Source organism: Bacillus sp. FSL K6-0993 (assembly GCF_037977205.1).
GTDB classification, from domain to species: Bacteria; Bacillota; Bacilli; order Bacillales; family Bacillaceae; genus Bacillus; species Bacillus subtilis.
This window is the reverse complement of the sequence record NZ_CP150275.1, coordinates 868,288-882,885: the sequence shown is the minus strand read 5'-3', so window position 1 is coordinate 882,885 and position 14,598 is coordinate 868,288. Positions and strand designations below refer to the sequence as shown.

Here is a 14,598-nt window from a genome sequence, read left to right as displayed (position 1 = left end):
GGGGAGAACGATGAATGTGACATTGCACGAATTAACAGGGGAACTGATTCGAGTGGTGCCGATGGACAAAAGCCATATTCAAGGTTTATATGAAGCGGCAAATGATGAAAACATCTGGACCCATTTACCGAAAACGATCACAACACTGCGTGGTACGGAGGCTTTTGTTGAGGAGGCGCTGCAAACGAAAGAAACAGGAACAGAATGTCCATTCGTGATTATTCATCGTAAGACTGGAAAAATGGTCGGCACGACACGGTTTCTGTATATGTCATCCGCTTCAAGGAGCCTTGAGATCGGCTGGACGTGGTTTCACCCTTCAGTGTGGGGCACCTCAGTCAACACTGAATGCAAATATTTGCTGTTACAATATTGCTTTGAACAGCTGAAGACGATTCGGGTGCAATTCAAAACGGATGAGCGGAACATCAGATCACAAAAGGCCATTGAACGGCTGGGGGCAATTAAAGAAGGCATATTGCGAAACCAAATGATCAGAAAAGACGGAACATTCCGCAATTCGGTATTTTATAGCATCATCGACAGTGAGTGGCCATCCGTGAAACAGCATTTGGAACGGAGGCTGCAGCTGTCAGAAAAAGAAACAAAATAATTGCAAAAATCATCTGTCCGAGGGACAGATGATTTTTTTTTTAGGCTCGGAGCACCTTAAGCCCCGCTGCGAAAGTGATTGCTGCAAAAGCAAGCAAGATGCCGCAGATCCCCAGAATATCTGTGACGCGGGCACCGTTAGCGATAATCTCCGTCAGCCCGCTCATCGCCCACTCATGTTGCGATGACAAACAAGTTGCCGAACGCAAGCTGCTGTTCTGGCGTTCTTACGTTGGCCGCAATCATCAATCCAATGCCGACAACGGTCAATAGAAAAAGTGACACTAATACAATAACCGCAGCCGGATTCCCCCAGTTGATGCCAAACAGCCAATGGGTTGAAAGAAGCAATATGCCAAATTGAATCCAGCCAATGACAAAGAAGGAAAGCACATACCCAGCACCGATTTCAGCTCGGCTGACAGAGGCTGTAAGCAATCTGGACCAGACGCCGTTTTTTCTTGCTTCTAAAATGGTTCCAGCCGCTCCCATCATGGTCAGCATGACAAACAGGATGGAAAAACCTGCTGCTCTGGAGGCTGTGTCACTTGCTTCCGCACCCTCTTTTTTATCACTGAGCGTCTGTCGTTTTACTGCCGGAACTGTATCTTCATGTTTTTTGGCGAAAACCGTTTTATACGCCGCCTTCCAGTTCTCTCCCGCTGTCTGAGATGCTGTTTTCGCCGCGGTCACCTGAATATTGAGCGTTGCCAATGTGCTTTCTGCATATTGTTTGACCATCGGCGCTTCAGACAGCTCAGGGCCGTGACGGAAAATCAGCTCAGGTTTTTTGCCTCTTTCCAGCTGTGTCTGGAACGAGCGGGAAATGACGATGATCCCGGCAATTTTCTTTTGTTTCAGCTTTTCTGACGCTTTGTTTTCAGGCACGTTTTCGAATGTATACATATCATCGTGTGCCTTCAGCTGCCGAATATAATGCTGTGAGAGAATCGTATCGTCCTGATCAACGATTGCAAGCCGCACCTTATCATCATTGCCGCCGAGCATACTCCCAAATACAAAGGTAAGCAAAAGCGGGGCAGCAAACATGATCAAATAGTTCTGCGGCTTCTTAAAAATGAGAGAAAGCTCAATGCCGCAAATGGCTATGATTTTTTTCACCCTAGTGTACCTCCTTATCTTGTATGAAGCCGTCTGATACCAATTACAAGTGAACAAAGGCCAATCGCCGCAAAAAGAAGCACAGGCTTTTGAAGGTCAGCCCAGCCTCCCCCTTCCATTAAAGAAAGAAATCCGTCAAGCGCCCAGCGATTTGGCACCGCTTTGGATATAGACTGCAAGACGTCCGGAAATTGGTACAGCGGCAGCATGGACCCGCCGAGAACCGCAAGCAATTGAATGCCGAAGCCGCCTATCGCATCTGCAGATTTCATATCGCTGATGCACGACGCAAGCAGCATTGAAATGCCGGATACAGCTGCGGCGTAAGAAAGCCCGAGTACACTCACAAACAGCAAATTGCCGCCCCAGTCCACACCAAAAACATTGATTGTAACGATCAGAAATATGAAAAATTGCATGATGGCAAACAGATACGTCCCAAGCCATTTTCCGAAGAGAATGACGGATTTTTGCGCAGGCGTCATCAGCATTCTGGCAAGCGTCTCCGTATCCTTTTCCTGTAAAAACGATTTCGCCCCGACTGTCATATGAAACAGCATAAACATGCAAAGCATTGCCGCCGAATAGTATTGAAAACTGGTAACGGCCTTGCTGCCGACAGATTTTTCTGCAATAGTCAGCTTGTCACCTGTTTCTTTTTCAAGCGTCTTTGCCAGCTTTTCTGCAAACTGTGCAGGGTCAAGTTTTCCTTGTTTTACAGCTTCCGTTTTGCTGATGTAGTCCATCGAGGCTGACGCGGCTTCCTTTACCGCTTTATATTGCTCTATAAAAGAGCTTGCAGCTGTTTCGATGATGGAACTTTTCAATGTTTGATCAGGAGCGGCATAAACAACAGCTGAGGTTTTGCCGGCTTCCCAATGGTTCGGGATGACGATACCTACATCAACTTTCTTTTCATCAAGCAGTTTTTTCATCTTGTCTTCGCTGCCGGCTTTTGTGACCTTTATTGACTTTATTTTTTTAAGCACATCTTTCGTAAACATGTTCGCTGCATCTGACTGGTCTGGTTGAACGTAGCCGACTTTGATGTCATCAATCCCGCTGCCTCCGTCAACAACTGATCCGAGCGCCGCGCCTAAAATACAGGTTAGGATCAGCGGCATTAGGATAAGCATCATAAACCCTTTTCTGTCCGTGATTCTGATTTTGACATCTTTCCATGCGATCCATATGCTTTTTTTCATGGCCGTCCCTCCTAATCCCGCAACGTGCGGCCGGTCAGATTCAAAAACAGGCGCTCTAGATTCGGTTCCTGCACCTGAAGAGACAGCAGGTTTATATGATGAGCAGCGGCTTCAGCAAGCAGACTGGTGACGACTTTCTCATGATGGGCCGCAGAAATGTCAATTTTGAGCTCTGACTCCTGGACTGTTACATCATTGACATGAGCCAGGGAACGGATCGCCAAAAGAAACGCTTCATCGATTTCGCTGACCGTGAGCTGAATGATGGTATCGCCTCCAAGACGGCTGCACAAATCAGTTTTTGTACCGATTGCAATCATTTCCCCCTGATCAATAATTCCGATCCGATCGCATAAAAACTCAACCTCTTCCATGTAATGACTCGTATAGATCACCGTCATGCCCGTTTCGTTGAGCTGTTTGACCGTTTCTAAAATGTGATTTCTCGATTGAGGGTCAATACCGACAGTCGGTTCATCCATAATCAGCAGCTCGGGCTTATGCATTAAAGCCGCACCGATGTTGATTCTTCGTTTCATCCCCCCGGAGAACGTTTCAATCTTATCTTTAGCCCGCTCAGCCAGACCGACATATTCAAGGACCTCAGCCGATCTTTTTTTGGCCTCACCGTGCGTAAGTCCGTACATTTTCCCCCAAAACATAAGATTCTCATGAGCCGTCAGCGTCGGATATAATGCAATTTCCTGCGGAACAATGCCGATTTTTTGTTTCGCTTTGGCCGTTTCTTTTCCGATGACATAGCCGCCCACCGTGATGTTCCCGCTGTCATGCGGCACAAGGCCGGAAATCATCGAGATGGTTGTGGACTTCCCCGCACCGTTTGGCCCGAGCAGACCGAACGACTCCCCCTTTTGGAGGGAAAAAGAAATGCCTTTCACGATTGTTTTTTTTCCATATGCCTTTTTGATGTTTTCTGCTTGCAGCACGTCGTCTCACTCCTTTTTTTGATCCATTGCCATTGTAGAAGAAAGAAAGGCGTGCGGCATGTAGCGGCAGATAGAACATAGGGCATGAAAAAAAGGCCTGTAAAAGGCCTTTTCAGAGAAGCGTATATGCAAAACGTCATATGTCAAAAGACAGATACACCATATCTGACCGAGTAAATGGCTGCTTGGGTTCTGTCCCTGACAGCCAGCTTGCTGATGATATTTGAAACATGATTTTTGACTGTGCCTTCTGTAATGTAAAGCTTTTCGGCAATTTCTTTGTTATTCAGCCCGTACCCCAGCTCAGCCAGAACTTCGAATTCGCGCTCGGTCAGGTCGAGCAGCTCCTTAGGTTTTTCTATCTCATTTATTCCTTTCAGCTGTTTTTCACGTTTCCATTCGTTCAGCATTTGGGCAGTCAATTCCGGAGGAAGCACCATTCCGCCAGAATGAACAGTCATCACCGCTTTTACAATCGTATCTGCCGACATATCCTTCAATAGGTACCCGCTTGCTCCTTCTTCAAGCGCTTCAGCAATCAGCTCTGAGTCCTTGAAGGTTGTCAGCATCAAAACCTTTACGCCGGGCAAAGAGCTTGTAATCAATTTTGTTCCTTCGACACCATTGGAGACCGGCATGCGGATGTCCATTAACACGATATCCGGCTCCAGCTCTTTCGCCTTTTCGAAGGCTTCCTGTCCGTTTCGCGCCGTTGCGATCACATCGAGCTCTTCTCGGAGCTGAAGCAAGGATGCCAGCCCTTCTCTGACGATATCCTGATCGTCGGTAATGATGATCTTAATCATGATAAACTCTCCTTTTGCTGCACGGGTCTGAAGCTCCATTTTTTATTGGCAAGTGAAAATTCGGCGATTACAGTAAATCCTTGATCCCGTTCGCTTTCAAAGCGGATCATACCGCCATGTTCCGCTGCCCGCTTTTTCATATTCAAGAGACCAAATCCAAGTGCTGCCTCGGGATTGCCTTTTCCGTCATCCTTAATGACAAGGCTGATGCTGTCCGTTGTGCAGGCAAGCTGTATCGAACAACCTGCGGCGCCGCCGTGCCGTTTGGCATTGGTCAGTGCTTCCTGCACCGTTCTGATCAGGGTCGGATGGAGAGACAGCGGGATAATTGCAGGATCACCGCTGACCGCAAATTCTGTTGTGACTCCTGCATTTTTGCAAAAGTCCTCTGTCAGCTGTTTCAGCGATTCGATTAGCGAAGGATCGTTTTCAGTTTGCAGAGTGCGTACTGATAAGCGGACATCATCAAGCGCTTCACGGGCAAGTGTTTCACAGACACCTACTGTCTCATCCGCTTTTTGGCTGTCTCTTTTTTGCCATTCACGCAAAAGCTGCAGCTGGACGAGAAGGGCCGTCATTTTATGCCCCACTGTATCATGGATTTCCCTTGCCATTCTGTTCCGCTCGTAAATGGCGGTCAGCTCTTCAACCTGCTTCGCATATAAATGCAGCTCCTGATGTGCGGAAGACAGCGCCAAGTGGGATTCTGTCAGTTCCCGGTACTGCTGTTTTGCCGTTTCCTGCGCATCCGTCAGCTTGCGGATTAATTTGCCCACGACACCGCAGAAGACAACGAATGTCATGCTAGTTAAATGATCAATGACAAATTCATTGCCGAACATCGCATATGTACGGATGAGGACCGTCAAAAATAAAATAGAGGAAAGACATAAGACAGACCATGCTGTTCTTTTAGGAAACCCCCGCAGAAAAAAGGCGACCGCAACCGGACAAAGCATAATAATGAACAAACCTGTGCCGGGAAAGATAAATCCGAACGAAAAGCCGATTGCAATATCAATCAGGCAGAACCAGATGGCATTTGTCTCTTTTGTCAGCAAAACATGATTGGCTGCATACATGGCAGCACCTGCTGCTATAAATACATATCCAAACCAGTTATCCTCTTTCACAATGGACAGATACATTAAACAGCTCACCATCAAGGTGAACATTCTCGTAAAAAAAAGAGCCTTCACGCTCATCACTCCCGTTACCCAATTCCCTTCTTATCATACCTGCCTCAGGGCATTTTTGACAGGAGTTTCTGGAAAATAAAAACCGCATATGAACTTTATGTCATATGCGGCGCATCCCCTCATTTATTTAAATTCAACCCAAACTGACCCTTGGTTTGCCGAGCGCACGCAGTTCTCAATCCAGCGAATGCCCTCAATCCCTGCATCAATGTCAGGATAAACCAAGTTATTCAAGATTTCTTCCTCTTCACGGTTTTTGGCGTCTATCGCAATGGCAAATTTAAGATAAATATTGGCCCATGCTTCAGACAGCCCTTCGCTGTGTAAGGCGCCTAGTCGTTCATCGGCGCTGCAAACATCATCTAAATACGGCATGCCGCGAACGAGTGTCTGGCTCGGCTCTCCCTGCACTTCATACGTCAGTTCATTTGGCATGCTGTCCCACCACTCAATGCTTGCCTTTGAGCCGACAATCCGGATTCTATGGCCATCCATACATCCGGCATTGATTGACGATGTCCACATTGTTCCAACCGCTCCATTTTCATAATGCATCAGCACATGGGCATTATCCTCCAGCGGTGCGCGGCTGCCGACGAAGCTCTGTCGATCACACAGCAGCTCTTTAATTTTCATCTTAGGCAGAATAAGCTGTGACATATAATACGTGTGGGTAGATAAATCGCCTAGTACAAAACTTGGCCCGGCGATCGCAGGGTCGACACGCCATTTCTGTGCAGCGCTTATGTTCTCGCCCTCATCTGCTGAACAAAAACCGTGTGTGTACTGCAAGTCAACCACGCGAATATCGCCGATCATTCCTTGTTCAATCATCGCACGCATTTGAAGAAGCATTTGATTGCCTGAAAAACCATACGTCACGCCGACAATTTTCCCTTTTTTCTCTGCGAGCGCTTTAATTTCATAACCCTCTGCTGAAGTGAAGAACAGCGGTTTTTCACAGATGACATGCAGTCCTGCTTCAAGCGCCGCCTTACAAATCTCATAATGAGTGCCGTTCGGAGTGGCAATCGATACTACCTCTATGCCATCCTGTCTTTTCGCTTCCTCGGCAAACATGGTTTGATAGTTGGGATAACAGCGTTCCGCATCCACTCCAAGGTTCATCCCGAAGTCTTTTCCTCTTTCGGCATCGATATCAAAAGCGCCGGCAGTTAATTGAAAAGCAGTATTGTCTCTCAGCGCTCCAGTACGATGTTTATACCCAACCTGGCTAAGCCGTCCGCCGCCTACCATTGCCCAGCGCAGCGGCTTGGAGATGATTCTTTCTCCATTTAGCATCATGAAAACCTCCTATTGGCTGATGGTTTGTTTTAATGCTTCTACAGAAGTGCGGATGCCCGCTTCAGGTGACATCGTCAGATCCTCCATTTCTAAAGAAACCTCATCATCATATCCCATCATTTTTACAACTGAAAAAAATTCCTTCCACCACTGTAAATCCTGTCCGCAGCCGACTGCTACGTAATTCCATGCCCGGTTCGCAGGATCTGTCACTTCTTTTGTTTCTAAAAACCCATTTACCGCAACTAAATATCTTTCAATTCTGACATCTTTTCCATGAACATGGTGAATGGCTTCGCCGAGATCCCTTGCTGCGATGATCGGGTCTGCACCCATCCATAATAAGTGGCTCGGATCAAGATTCAAACCGACCATCGGGCCGACCGCTTTTCTGAGTCGAAAGAGAGTCTCAGGATTATAGACTAATTGAGAGCTGAAGTTCTCAAGCGCGATTTTTTCAACTCCGCAGGCTTCCGCTTTTTTGACAAGTTCCTTCCAATACGGAATCGCAACGTCTTCCCATTGATAGTTGAGGATATCTTTTAAAACGGGAGGCCAGCTCACTGTGTATGTGATCCAGTTCGGCACTTTGTCGTCCGGGCCGCCGGCTGGCAGGCCGCTCATCATGATCACTTTTTTGACACCTAATAATCTAGCCAGCTCCATCGTTTTGTCCGTTACTTCTCTGTGCGATTTGCCCAGTTCGCCTGGATCTAAAGGATTCCCCGAGCAGTTTAATGCGCAAAGTGTCATGTTCCGCTTTTCCAGCGCTTGTGAAAATTCTTTTCTTTTTTCGCTGCTTTGCAGCAGTTCATCAAGATTCAAGTGAGGTGCCGGCGACCAGCCCCCGGTTGTCATTTCAAGTGTATCGATCCCAAGCTCTGCAGCAAAATCGAGCATGTCTTCAAAAGGCAAATGCCCTAGGCTGTCTGTTACATAAGATAGTTTCATAGATAGATTCCTCCTGATCTCTGCGGATTACGATAAGTGAGTCGATTGAGTCGGCATGTCCTGATCAGCTTGGCGGCCATACTGGCGGAATGATTGCTCAAGCTGTTCAAGTGACCGCCCTTTTGTTTCAGGCACATATTTTAAAAGATTTTCAAGAGCTGTAGATCAGGCGCAGTCTATTCATTGGGATAGGAATCCGCCATCGTACAGCAAATTACCGATGTCAATTCGATCATGTACATGGGACAGAAATGTTAAGAAAAGACGGCTTTCAAACAGAAACCGCTTTCTTAAAAAATTATAAGACAACGAGATTTCTTGCGTCTTTATCATATGGAGACATTATTTTGTCATTTCAGGACATCTTATTCGTGCGGCTCGGCCTGTTCGATTTTTTGAAAAGGCTTATTGATTTGAAATGCGGTCATTTTTGAGTCTTTATAAAGGGAACGGAAAAGCCCTGGAGAGCTGCCGATTTTGGCAGAAAATACGCGTGTAAAATAATGTACAGAGAATCCTATTTCTTCTGCTATTTCCTTTATCGATAGATTCGTTGACTTCAGCAGGGCGGCGGCTTTATTGATTTTTTCATTTTGGACAAACTCAGAGTAGCTGACACCCAGTTCTGCTGCAAATAAACGTGATAAGTGCCTGCCTGAGATATGAAAATGGCCGGCAACATCCGTCAGCTTTAAAGACTGTGACAGATTGTCTTTAATGTGCAGTTTGACCTCCGTCAGCAAAGCAGATGAGCTTTGAATGAACTGCTTGTTTTTCGGGCGGCGGGCGGACGGGAGAAAGGTTTGGATTAATGACAGGATCAATGCGTGCGACAATTGGGATAGGATCTCTTTGTCAAAAGCATTGACTGGCTGAGCTGCTTGCAGCATTAACGTTTTCCAAAGAATGCCCGGAGGTTCGCCATCTTTTATTTGCACTGTGACAAGGGGACTTTGTTTCACTTCTTCCATCACGTTGATCCATTCAGCGCTTGATTGATCCTCGCTCAGCTCAAAAGCGACATAAAAAATGAACAGTCCTGTTTCACTTTTGATTTGGTGCAAATGATCCGGCTTTGACAAAAAAATCGTCTGTTCCCGAAGCGGATATGTACGATCGCCTTCAAGGTAATATCCTTCACCTCTTACCACGTAACAAATTTCATAAAAGGAATGCTTATGAAGCAGTGTGTTATAGTGGTTCGTCATTGCTCCCCAATAATGGACGTAAAATGAAACATCCTTTTGCTCTAAGCGATGCACATATTGATTTAATACTATTTTGCCCGTCACAAGGTGGTTGAGTTCCATGTTAACGCCTCCTAACAAGTTGGTTCTCCCATCATAACAAGGCGGACAAAAATAAAAAATCCCCCTGCCGTTTTTTCGGCAAGGGGATTACAGTCAAATCACAAATCTAATATAGGCGCCGGAAACAGGGTCTTTCACACGAAAGCTGTTTTCCGTCTCTTCAATTGAATACCCGGCATGTTTGACTCGGTTTGCCACCAAATCCAGCTCCTCTTGGTGAGGCAGGACAACAGTGTAATAGTCTAGTCCGCTGGCATTTGTCGGTTTAGGCGGCGCATTTCTTCCCGCCCAAATGTTTAAGCCGATATGATGGTGGTACCCCCCGGCTGAAACGAAGAGGGCGGACATGCCCGCATAGTTTCCGACAATGTCAAAGCCCAGTATATCTGTATAAAACGCCTTTGCTTCTTTCAAATCACTGACATGCAGATGAATGTGTCCGATGATTGTATCGTTCGGAAGCGATGTTTTCCGCTCATCTCCTGCCTCTTCCAGAAGGCCCTCAATGTCAACAGCGGTTGTCGTCATGACGTAGTTTCCTTCCAGATCACGCTGCCACGTGCTGCGGGGGCGGTCAGCGTACATTTCAATGCCGTTTCCGTCAGGATCAGACAGGTAGAGCGCTTCGCTGACAGCATGGTCTCCATGTCCGATAGCAATGCCGTGTTCAATCAGGCGGGCGAGCGCGATCCCAAGTTCTTTCCTGTCCGGAAGAAGAATCGCAAAGTGATAAAGGCCTGTCACAGACCGTTCAGGCAAGACGACAGCGCTCGGATTTTCTTCAAGAATAAGCAGGACGCGTTTCCCGTCAGCCGTTAATTCAGCTTGGCGATCCGTCTTTTTTAAGACTTGAAAACCGATAACGTTACAGTAGAACTGAAGCGAACGCTCCAGACTGCGAATTGTGAGTTTGGCATAGCCAATGTGTGTATCCTCATGAATGCTGGTCATGCTGCATGCCTCTTTTCTTATGCTGAAACGTTTTCGTTCTTTTTTCCTTTAAACACAAATGGGTCCAGCGCCAGGAATCGACTTCCAGTAAGCGCCAGGTGAATGGATGTCAAAAGCAGAAGGTAATCAAATTCTGCATTGCCCATGAATGGCGCTTTCAGCTTAACAGTGATGATGGCGCCGATCAGTGTAAGAGCGAACAGGACACCGACAATACGTGTAGCCAATCCGAAGAAGACAAGCACTCCGCCAATGAGTTCAATCGCTGCGATGACATACGCCATAAAGCTTGGAAGGCCTATGCTGCCGAAAAATTGGATGGTGCCCTCCATCCCCTGAAACTTTGATAAACCGTGAACAAAAAAGATAATACCTGTAATAACTCTTAAAAGTAATGTGCCAATTTCAAATGATTTATTCATTTTATCCTCCTTGATAAATGTTATCACTTACTTAATGTAAGCTAGTATATATACATAACTTGTTTACGTCAAGTAATTTTGTTACATTTTACGAAAATGAAATAAAAGTACTATAAAACTGTAACAAAAAAGACCTCTGTGCAGGACAAAGGTCTATTTCTCAAATTGGCTTTCATATAAGTCACTGTAAAATCCTTTTTGCCGAATCAGCTCGTCATGGCTGCCTTTTTCAATCATTTCACCGTCTTTTAGCACCACAATCTGGTCCGCTCTTTGAATGGTGTTCAGCCTGTGGGCAATGATGACGCTTGTTCTTCCTTCCATTAAACGGGCGAGCGCTTCTTGAATGTTGACTTCTGTAACGGTATCAATGTTGCTTGTCGCTTCATCCAAAATGAGAAGAACCGGATCGGCAAGCACCGCCCTTGCTATAGAAATCAACTGCTTCTGTCCTTGACTGATGCCCGAACCGTTTTGCGTCAGCACGGTGTCATACCCTTTTGGCAGCCTTTCAATAAAACTATGGGCATTCGCTGTTTTTGCAGCGGCTTCGACTTCCTGATCAGAAGCATCAAGCCTGCCGTAGCGAATGTTTTCTCTGATCGTTCCCTGAAATAAGAAAGAATCCTGAAGAACAAACCCCATGTTTTTTCTCAGGCTTGCTCTAGTAAGGGTTTTAATATCTGTACCGTCGATTAAAATTTTTCCATCGTTAGGCTCGTAAAAACGGGCGAGAAGGTTGGTGACGGTTGTCTTCCCCGCCCCCGTCGGTCCGACAAACGCGATGGACTGCCCCGCAGGCACGGTAAACTGTAAATGCTTCAGGGTCTGCTGCCCTTTATCGTAACCGAAGGACACATCCCGGAATTCAATGCTGCCTGTTTGGATGGGCTGATGCACGGCGTTCTTTTCATCCTCGCGCTCTTCTTTTTCATCAAGCACGTCAAACACCCGTTCAGCGCCGGCGATTGCGGACAGTATCGTATTAAACTGGTTGGCCAGATCGTTTAAAGGGCGTGTAAATTGCCTTGAATACTCGGCAAAGACGACGATGGAGCCGATCGAGATCCAGCCTTTCAGCGCAAACAAACCGCCGATTGCCGCTATCATTGTAAAACTTAAGTTATTCAAAGAGTTCATGACCTTCGGGATAAACCCGGAAATCGTCTGCGCCCAAAAGCCCGACGTCTTGAGTGCAGCGTTTTTTTCGAGGAATTCAGCAGTAATCTGCTTCTCACGTGAATATGCTTTGATGACCTTTGCGCCTGAAACAGATTCCTCAATATACCCATTCAGATCACCAAGGTTTTTCTGCTGTTCTTTAAACAGCTTTCCCGTTCGGTTGGTGATCCATTTCAGGCTCGCTGCCATCACCGGAATAATGGTCAGCGTAATCAATGTAAGGAGCGGGCTCATGTACAGCATCACCGCAATCGTCCCGACAAAGGTGATCACGCTTGACAAAATTTGAATGACTGACGTGTTTAAGGTAGAACTGACATTTTCGATGTCATTCGTCACCCGGCTCATTAGCTCGCCGTGCCGCTGTTTATCAAAAAATGGAATCGGCAGCTCATGCAGATGGGTGAACAATTCGCTTCTCATTCTGAAAACCGTGCCCTGCGAGATCGTAATCATCCAATAGTTTTGAAACCAAAGCGACAGGGACTGAATGATATAGATAGCAAGCAGAAGAAGCAAAACGGGAATCAAGCCGCTGACCGTTTTCCCGACGATAAAATGGTCGATGGCCTTTCCGATCACAAAGGGGCCAAGGAGCCCGAATATCGCGCTGATGACAACCATCAGCATGACAAGGATGAGCAGTCCTTTTCGTTCAGCCAAGTAAGACCAGATTCGTCTCAGTGTGCCCTTTGTATCCTTTGCTTTCGCCCGCTTTTTCGCGCCTTCTTTTTTGTCAATTGGCAGTTTGGGATATTGGAATGGCTTGCGGATGTCTTTTAGCATGACTCGCTCCCCTCCCTTCCGAATTGTGACTCGTAAATGCGCTTGTATAACTGAGATTCAGAAAGCAGCTCACTGTGAGTGCCTTTTTCAATCAGTTCGCCGTCCTCAAGCAGCAAAATCTGATCAGCTTTTATCGCCGTGGTTATTTTTTGTGTAATGATCAAAGTTGTGCAATGGTATGTGCTGATTGCTTCAAGCAGCTTCGCCTCCGTTTGCAGGTCAAGCGCGCTTGTGCTGTCATCTAATAGAAGGATAGCCGGTTTTCGAATCAGTGCCCGCGCAATGGAAATTCGCTGTTTCTGGCCGCCGGACAGGTTGACGCCTCTTTGCCCCAAAACAGTGTCATATCCATTTGGGAGCTTCAAAATCGTTTCATGAATTTGCGCATGTTTGGCCGCATCCATTATTTCATCTAGTGAAGCATTTTCTTTGCCCCAAGCGATGTTTTCTTTGATTGTGCCGGAAAACAAGAGGACTTCCTGCGGTACATATCCAATTTGCCTGCGCAGCCCTTCAGCCGGAAAATCTTGAACCGGCTTTTCATCTATGTAAATGCGGCCTGAATCCGGCTGATAAAGCCGCGGAATGAGCTGAAAAAGCGTGGACTTGCCCGAGCCCGTCGCACCGAGAATCGCGATCGTTTCTCTTGGCTTTGCGGAAAATGAGACATTCCTGAGCGCTTCTCTGTCCATTTCAGGATAGCGAAAGGATACATGCTGAAACTCAATCCGTCCTGACAAACGATCAGATATGATGCCTTCCTCCCGCTCGTCGCCTTCTGTTTCAAGCACCTCACCGATTCTATCCCCTGAAGCCTTCGCCCGGGTGAAAATCATAATCAAAAACGGAAACATCGAAAGCGCGCCTGTAATTCGTGTTGCGTAGTTAATTATCGCAACAACATCGCCAACCTGAGTGCTTCCGCTCGTAATACTGTAGGACCCCGCCCACAAAATCAAAAGGATGCAGAGATTCATCAGCAGCATCAGTACAGGCATCGTGAATTCCACAAGCTGAAAGGCCGAAACCGTTTTTTCCATCAGCCTTGTGTTGGCTTTGATAAATCGTTTGACTTCGTGGCTGCCGCGAAGCAGCGCTTTGATCAGCTTGATTGCGATTAAATTTTCCTGCATGATGGTGTTCACTTGATCCAGCCTTTTCTGCACTGAGCGGAACAGTGCTCCGCCTTTCCTTAATACCCATAGCAAAAACAAGATCAGGATCGGAATGGTCACAAGCAGAAAAAAGCCGAGCTTCACATTAACAGCAAGCGACAGCACAATGCCGCCTGCAATCATTAAGGGAGCCCGCAGCATAAACCGCAAACTCATAAAAATCATATTTTGAACCTGTGTGACGTCGTTTGTCAGCCTTGTAATATAAGAAGAGGACGAAAACTGTCCAAATGTGGAATAGGAGAAGGACTGGATTTTTTGAAAAAGCCCTCTTCTCGTATCATAGGAAAAGCTTTGGCTGACATGGGCGGCATAAAAGGAATTCAGCATCCCCGCCGCAAAGGATAACACGGTCAGCCCGATCATGACCGCGCCCCATATCCATACATGCCGCAGATCTTGCTTCAATATCCCATCGTCGATGATTTTTGCAATCAATAAAGGCTGCATCAGTTCAACTGCAAGCTCCGTCAACATAAGAATCAGAGCGATTCCCGCCAGCAATGAATATGGTTTTAAAAACGACAAAGCCTTTTGCATGTAAAAGCCTCCAAACCCCTTTTAGCAATATGTACTTTTTATTTTAATTGTTTATAGGGCTTGATGAAAGAATTTTACTGTCATG

General features: G+C 46.5%; 12 protein-coding genes and 1 pseudogene. 1 reads left to right on the top strand and 12 read right to left on the bottom strand.

Annotated elements, in window-relative coordinates; translation table 11 throughout:
- Positions 1-10: 10 nt before the first annotated feature.
- Positions 11-613 (top strand): GNAT family N-acetyltransferase, encoded by a 603-nt coding sequence (locus tag MHH79_RS04495; RefSeq protein WP_251218330.1) that lies wholly within the window; start codon positions 11-13, stop codon positions 611-613.
- 40 nt (positions 614-653) lie between these two features.
- Here the strand turns inward: MHH79_RS04495 and MHH79_RS04490 are convergent.
- From MHH79_RS04490 to MHH79_RS04435, 12 genes and pseudogenes are all read right to left on the bottom strand, one after another.
- Positions 654-1,734 (bottom strand): annotated as a pseudogene (locus tag MHH79_RS04490) (ABC transporter permease).
- Between the two features lie 14 nt (positions 1,735-1,748).
- Positions 1,749-2,939, bottom strand: coding sequence for a linearmycin resistance permease LnrM (lnrM, locus tag MHH79_RS04485; RefSeq protein ID WP_015383131.1), 1,191 nt, complete (start codon positions 2,937-2,939; stop codon positions 1,749-1,751).
- Positions 2,940-2,950: 11 nt separating this feature from the next.
- A complete protein-coding gene (gene lnrL, locus MHH79_RS04480; RefSeq protein ID WP_319932088.1) occupies positions 2,951-3,886 on the bottom strand; it encodes a linearmycin resistance ATP-binding protein LnrL in 936 nt (311 codons plus the stop codon).
- A 143-nt stretch (positions 3,887-4,029) separates the two neighbouring features.
- The gene (lnrK, locus tag MHH79_RS04475) at positions 4,030-4,692 is read right to left on the bottom strand and encodes a two-component system response regulator LnrK (RefSeq protein WP_015383129.1); all 663 of its coding nucleotides are present in this window, start codon (positions 4,690-4,692) and stop codon (positions 4,030-4,032) included.
- Positions 4,689-5,891 carry a two-component system sensor histidine kinase LnrJ gene (lnrJ, locus tag MHH79_RS04470; protein ID WP_080344173.1) on the bottom strand — a complete coding sequence of 401 codons (1,203 nt, stop codon included), beginning with the start codon at positions 5,889-5,891 and terminating at the stop codon, positions 4,689-4,691. The genes lnrK and lnrJ overlap by 4 nt, the downstream gene beginning before the upstream one ends.
- A 123-nt stretch (positions 5,892-6,014) precedes the next feature.
- Positions 6,015-7,196: a Gfo/Idh/MocA family oxidoreductase gene (locus MHH79_RS04465; RefSeq protein WP_100506800.1), complete on the bottom strand. Its 1,182-nt coding sequence runs from the start codon at positions 7,194-7,196 to the stop codon at positions 6,015-6,017.
- Between the two features lie 9 nt (positions 7,197-7,205).
- Positions 7,206-8,147 carry a sugar phosphate isomerase/epimerase gene (locus tag MHH79_RS04460; protein ID WP_309529775.1) on the bottom strand — a complete coding sequence of 314 codons (942 nt, stop codon included), beginning with the start codon at positions 8,145-8,147 and terminating at the stop codon, positions 7,206-7,208.
- A 365-nt stretch (positions 8,148-8,512) separates the two neighbouring features.
- Positions 8,513-9,457 (bottom strand): AraC family transcriptional regulator, encoded by a 945-nt coding sequence (locus tag MHH79_RS04455; protein WP_063335706.1) that lies wholly within the window; start codon positions 9,455-9,457, stop codon positions 8,513-8,515.
- A gap of 93 nt (positions 9,458-9,550) precedes the next feature.
- Complete coding sequence (catE, locus tag MHH79_RS04450; RefSeq protein ID WP_063335705.1) at positions 9,551-10,408, bottom strand: catechol 2,3-dioxygenase; 858 nt, start codon at positions 10,406-10,408, stop codon at positions 9,551-9,553.
- A 17-nt stretch (positions 10,409-10,425) separates the two neighbouring features.
- Entirely contained in the window at positions 10,426-10,830 is a 405-nt protein-coding gene (gene catD / locus MHH79_RS04445) for a DoxX family oxidoreductase CatD (protein ID WP_015252533.1), read from the bottom strand.
- 153 nt (positions 10,831-10,983) lie between these two features.
- The gene (locus MHH79_RS04440; protein ID WP_340035011.1) at positions 10,984-12,798 is read right to left on the bottom strand and encodes an ABC transporter ATP-binding protein; all 1,815 of its coding nucleotides are present in this window, start codon (positions 12,796-12,798) and stop codon (positions 10,984-10,986) included.
- Positions 12,792-14,513, bottom strand: coding sequence for an ABC transporter ATP-binding protein (locus MHH79_RS04435; RefSeq protein WP_309529777.1), 1,722 nt, complete (start codon positions 14,511-14,513; stop codon positions 12,792-12,794). The genes MHH79_RS04440 and MHH79_RS04435 overlap by 7 nt, the downstream gene beginning before the upstream one ends.
- Positions 14,514-14,598: the final 85 nt, after the last annotated feature.

Bases quoted from the DNA above. Each gene is read 5' to 3' on its own strand.
- MHH79_RS04465 (WP_100506800.1), bottom strand. From the start codon at position 7,196: ATGATGCTAAATGGAGAAAGAATCATCTCCAAGCCGCTGCGCTGGGCA.
- MHH79_RS04460 (WP_309529775.1), bottom strand. From the start codon at position 8,147: ATGAAACTATCTTATGTAACAGACAGCCTAGGGCATTTGCCTTTTGAA.
- catD (WP_015252533.1), bottom strand. From the start codon at position 10,830: ATGAATAAATCATTTGAAATTGGCACATTACTTTTAAGAGTTATTACA.
- catE (WP_063335705.1), bottom strand. From the start codon at position 10,408: ATGACCAGCATTCATGAGGATACACACATTGGCTATGCCAAACTCACA.
- MHH79_RS04435 (WP_309529777.1), bottom strand. From the start codon at position 14,513: ATGCAAAAGGCTTTGTCGTTTTTAAAACCATATTCATTGCTGGCGGGA.
- MHH79_RS04440 (WP_340035011.1), bottom strand. From the start codon at position 12,798: ATGCTAAAAGACATCCGCAAGCCATTCCAATATCCCAAACTGCCAATT.
- lnrM (WP_015383131.1), bottom strand. From the start codon at position 2,939: ATGAAAAAAAGCATATGGATCGCATGGAAAGATGTCAAAATCAGAATC.
- MHH79_RS04455 (WP_063335706.1), bottom strand. From the start codon at position 9,457: ATGGAACTCAACCACCTTGTGACGGGCAAAATAGTATTAAATCAATAT.
- MHH79_RS04495 (WP_251218330.1), top strand. From the start codon at position 11: ATGAATGTGACATTGCACGAATTAACAGGGGAACTGATTCGAGTGGTG.
- lnrK (WP_015383129.1), bottom strand. From the start codon at position 4,692: ATGATTAAGATCATCATTACCGACGATCAGGATATCGTCAGAGAAGGG.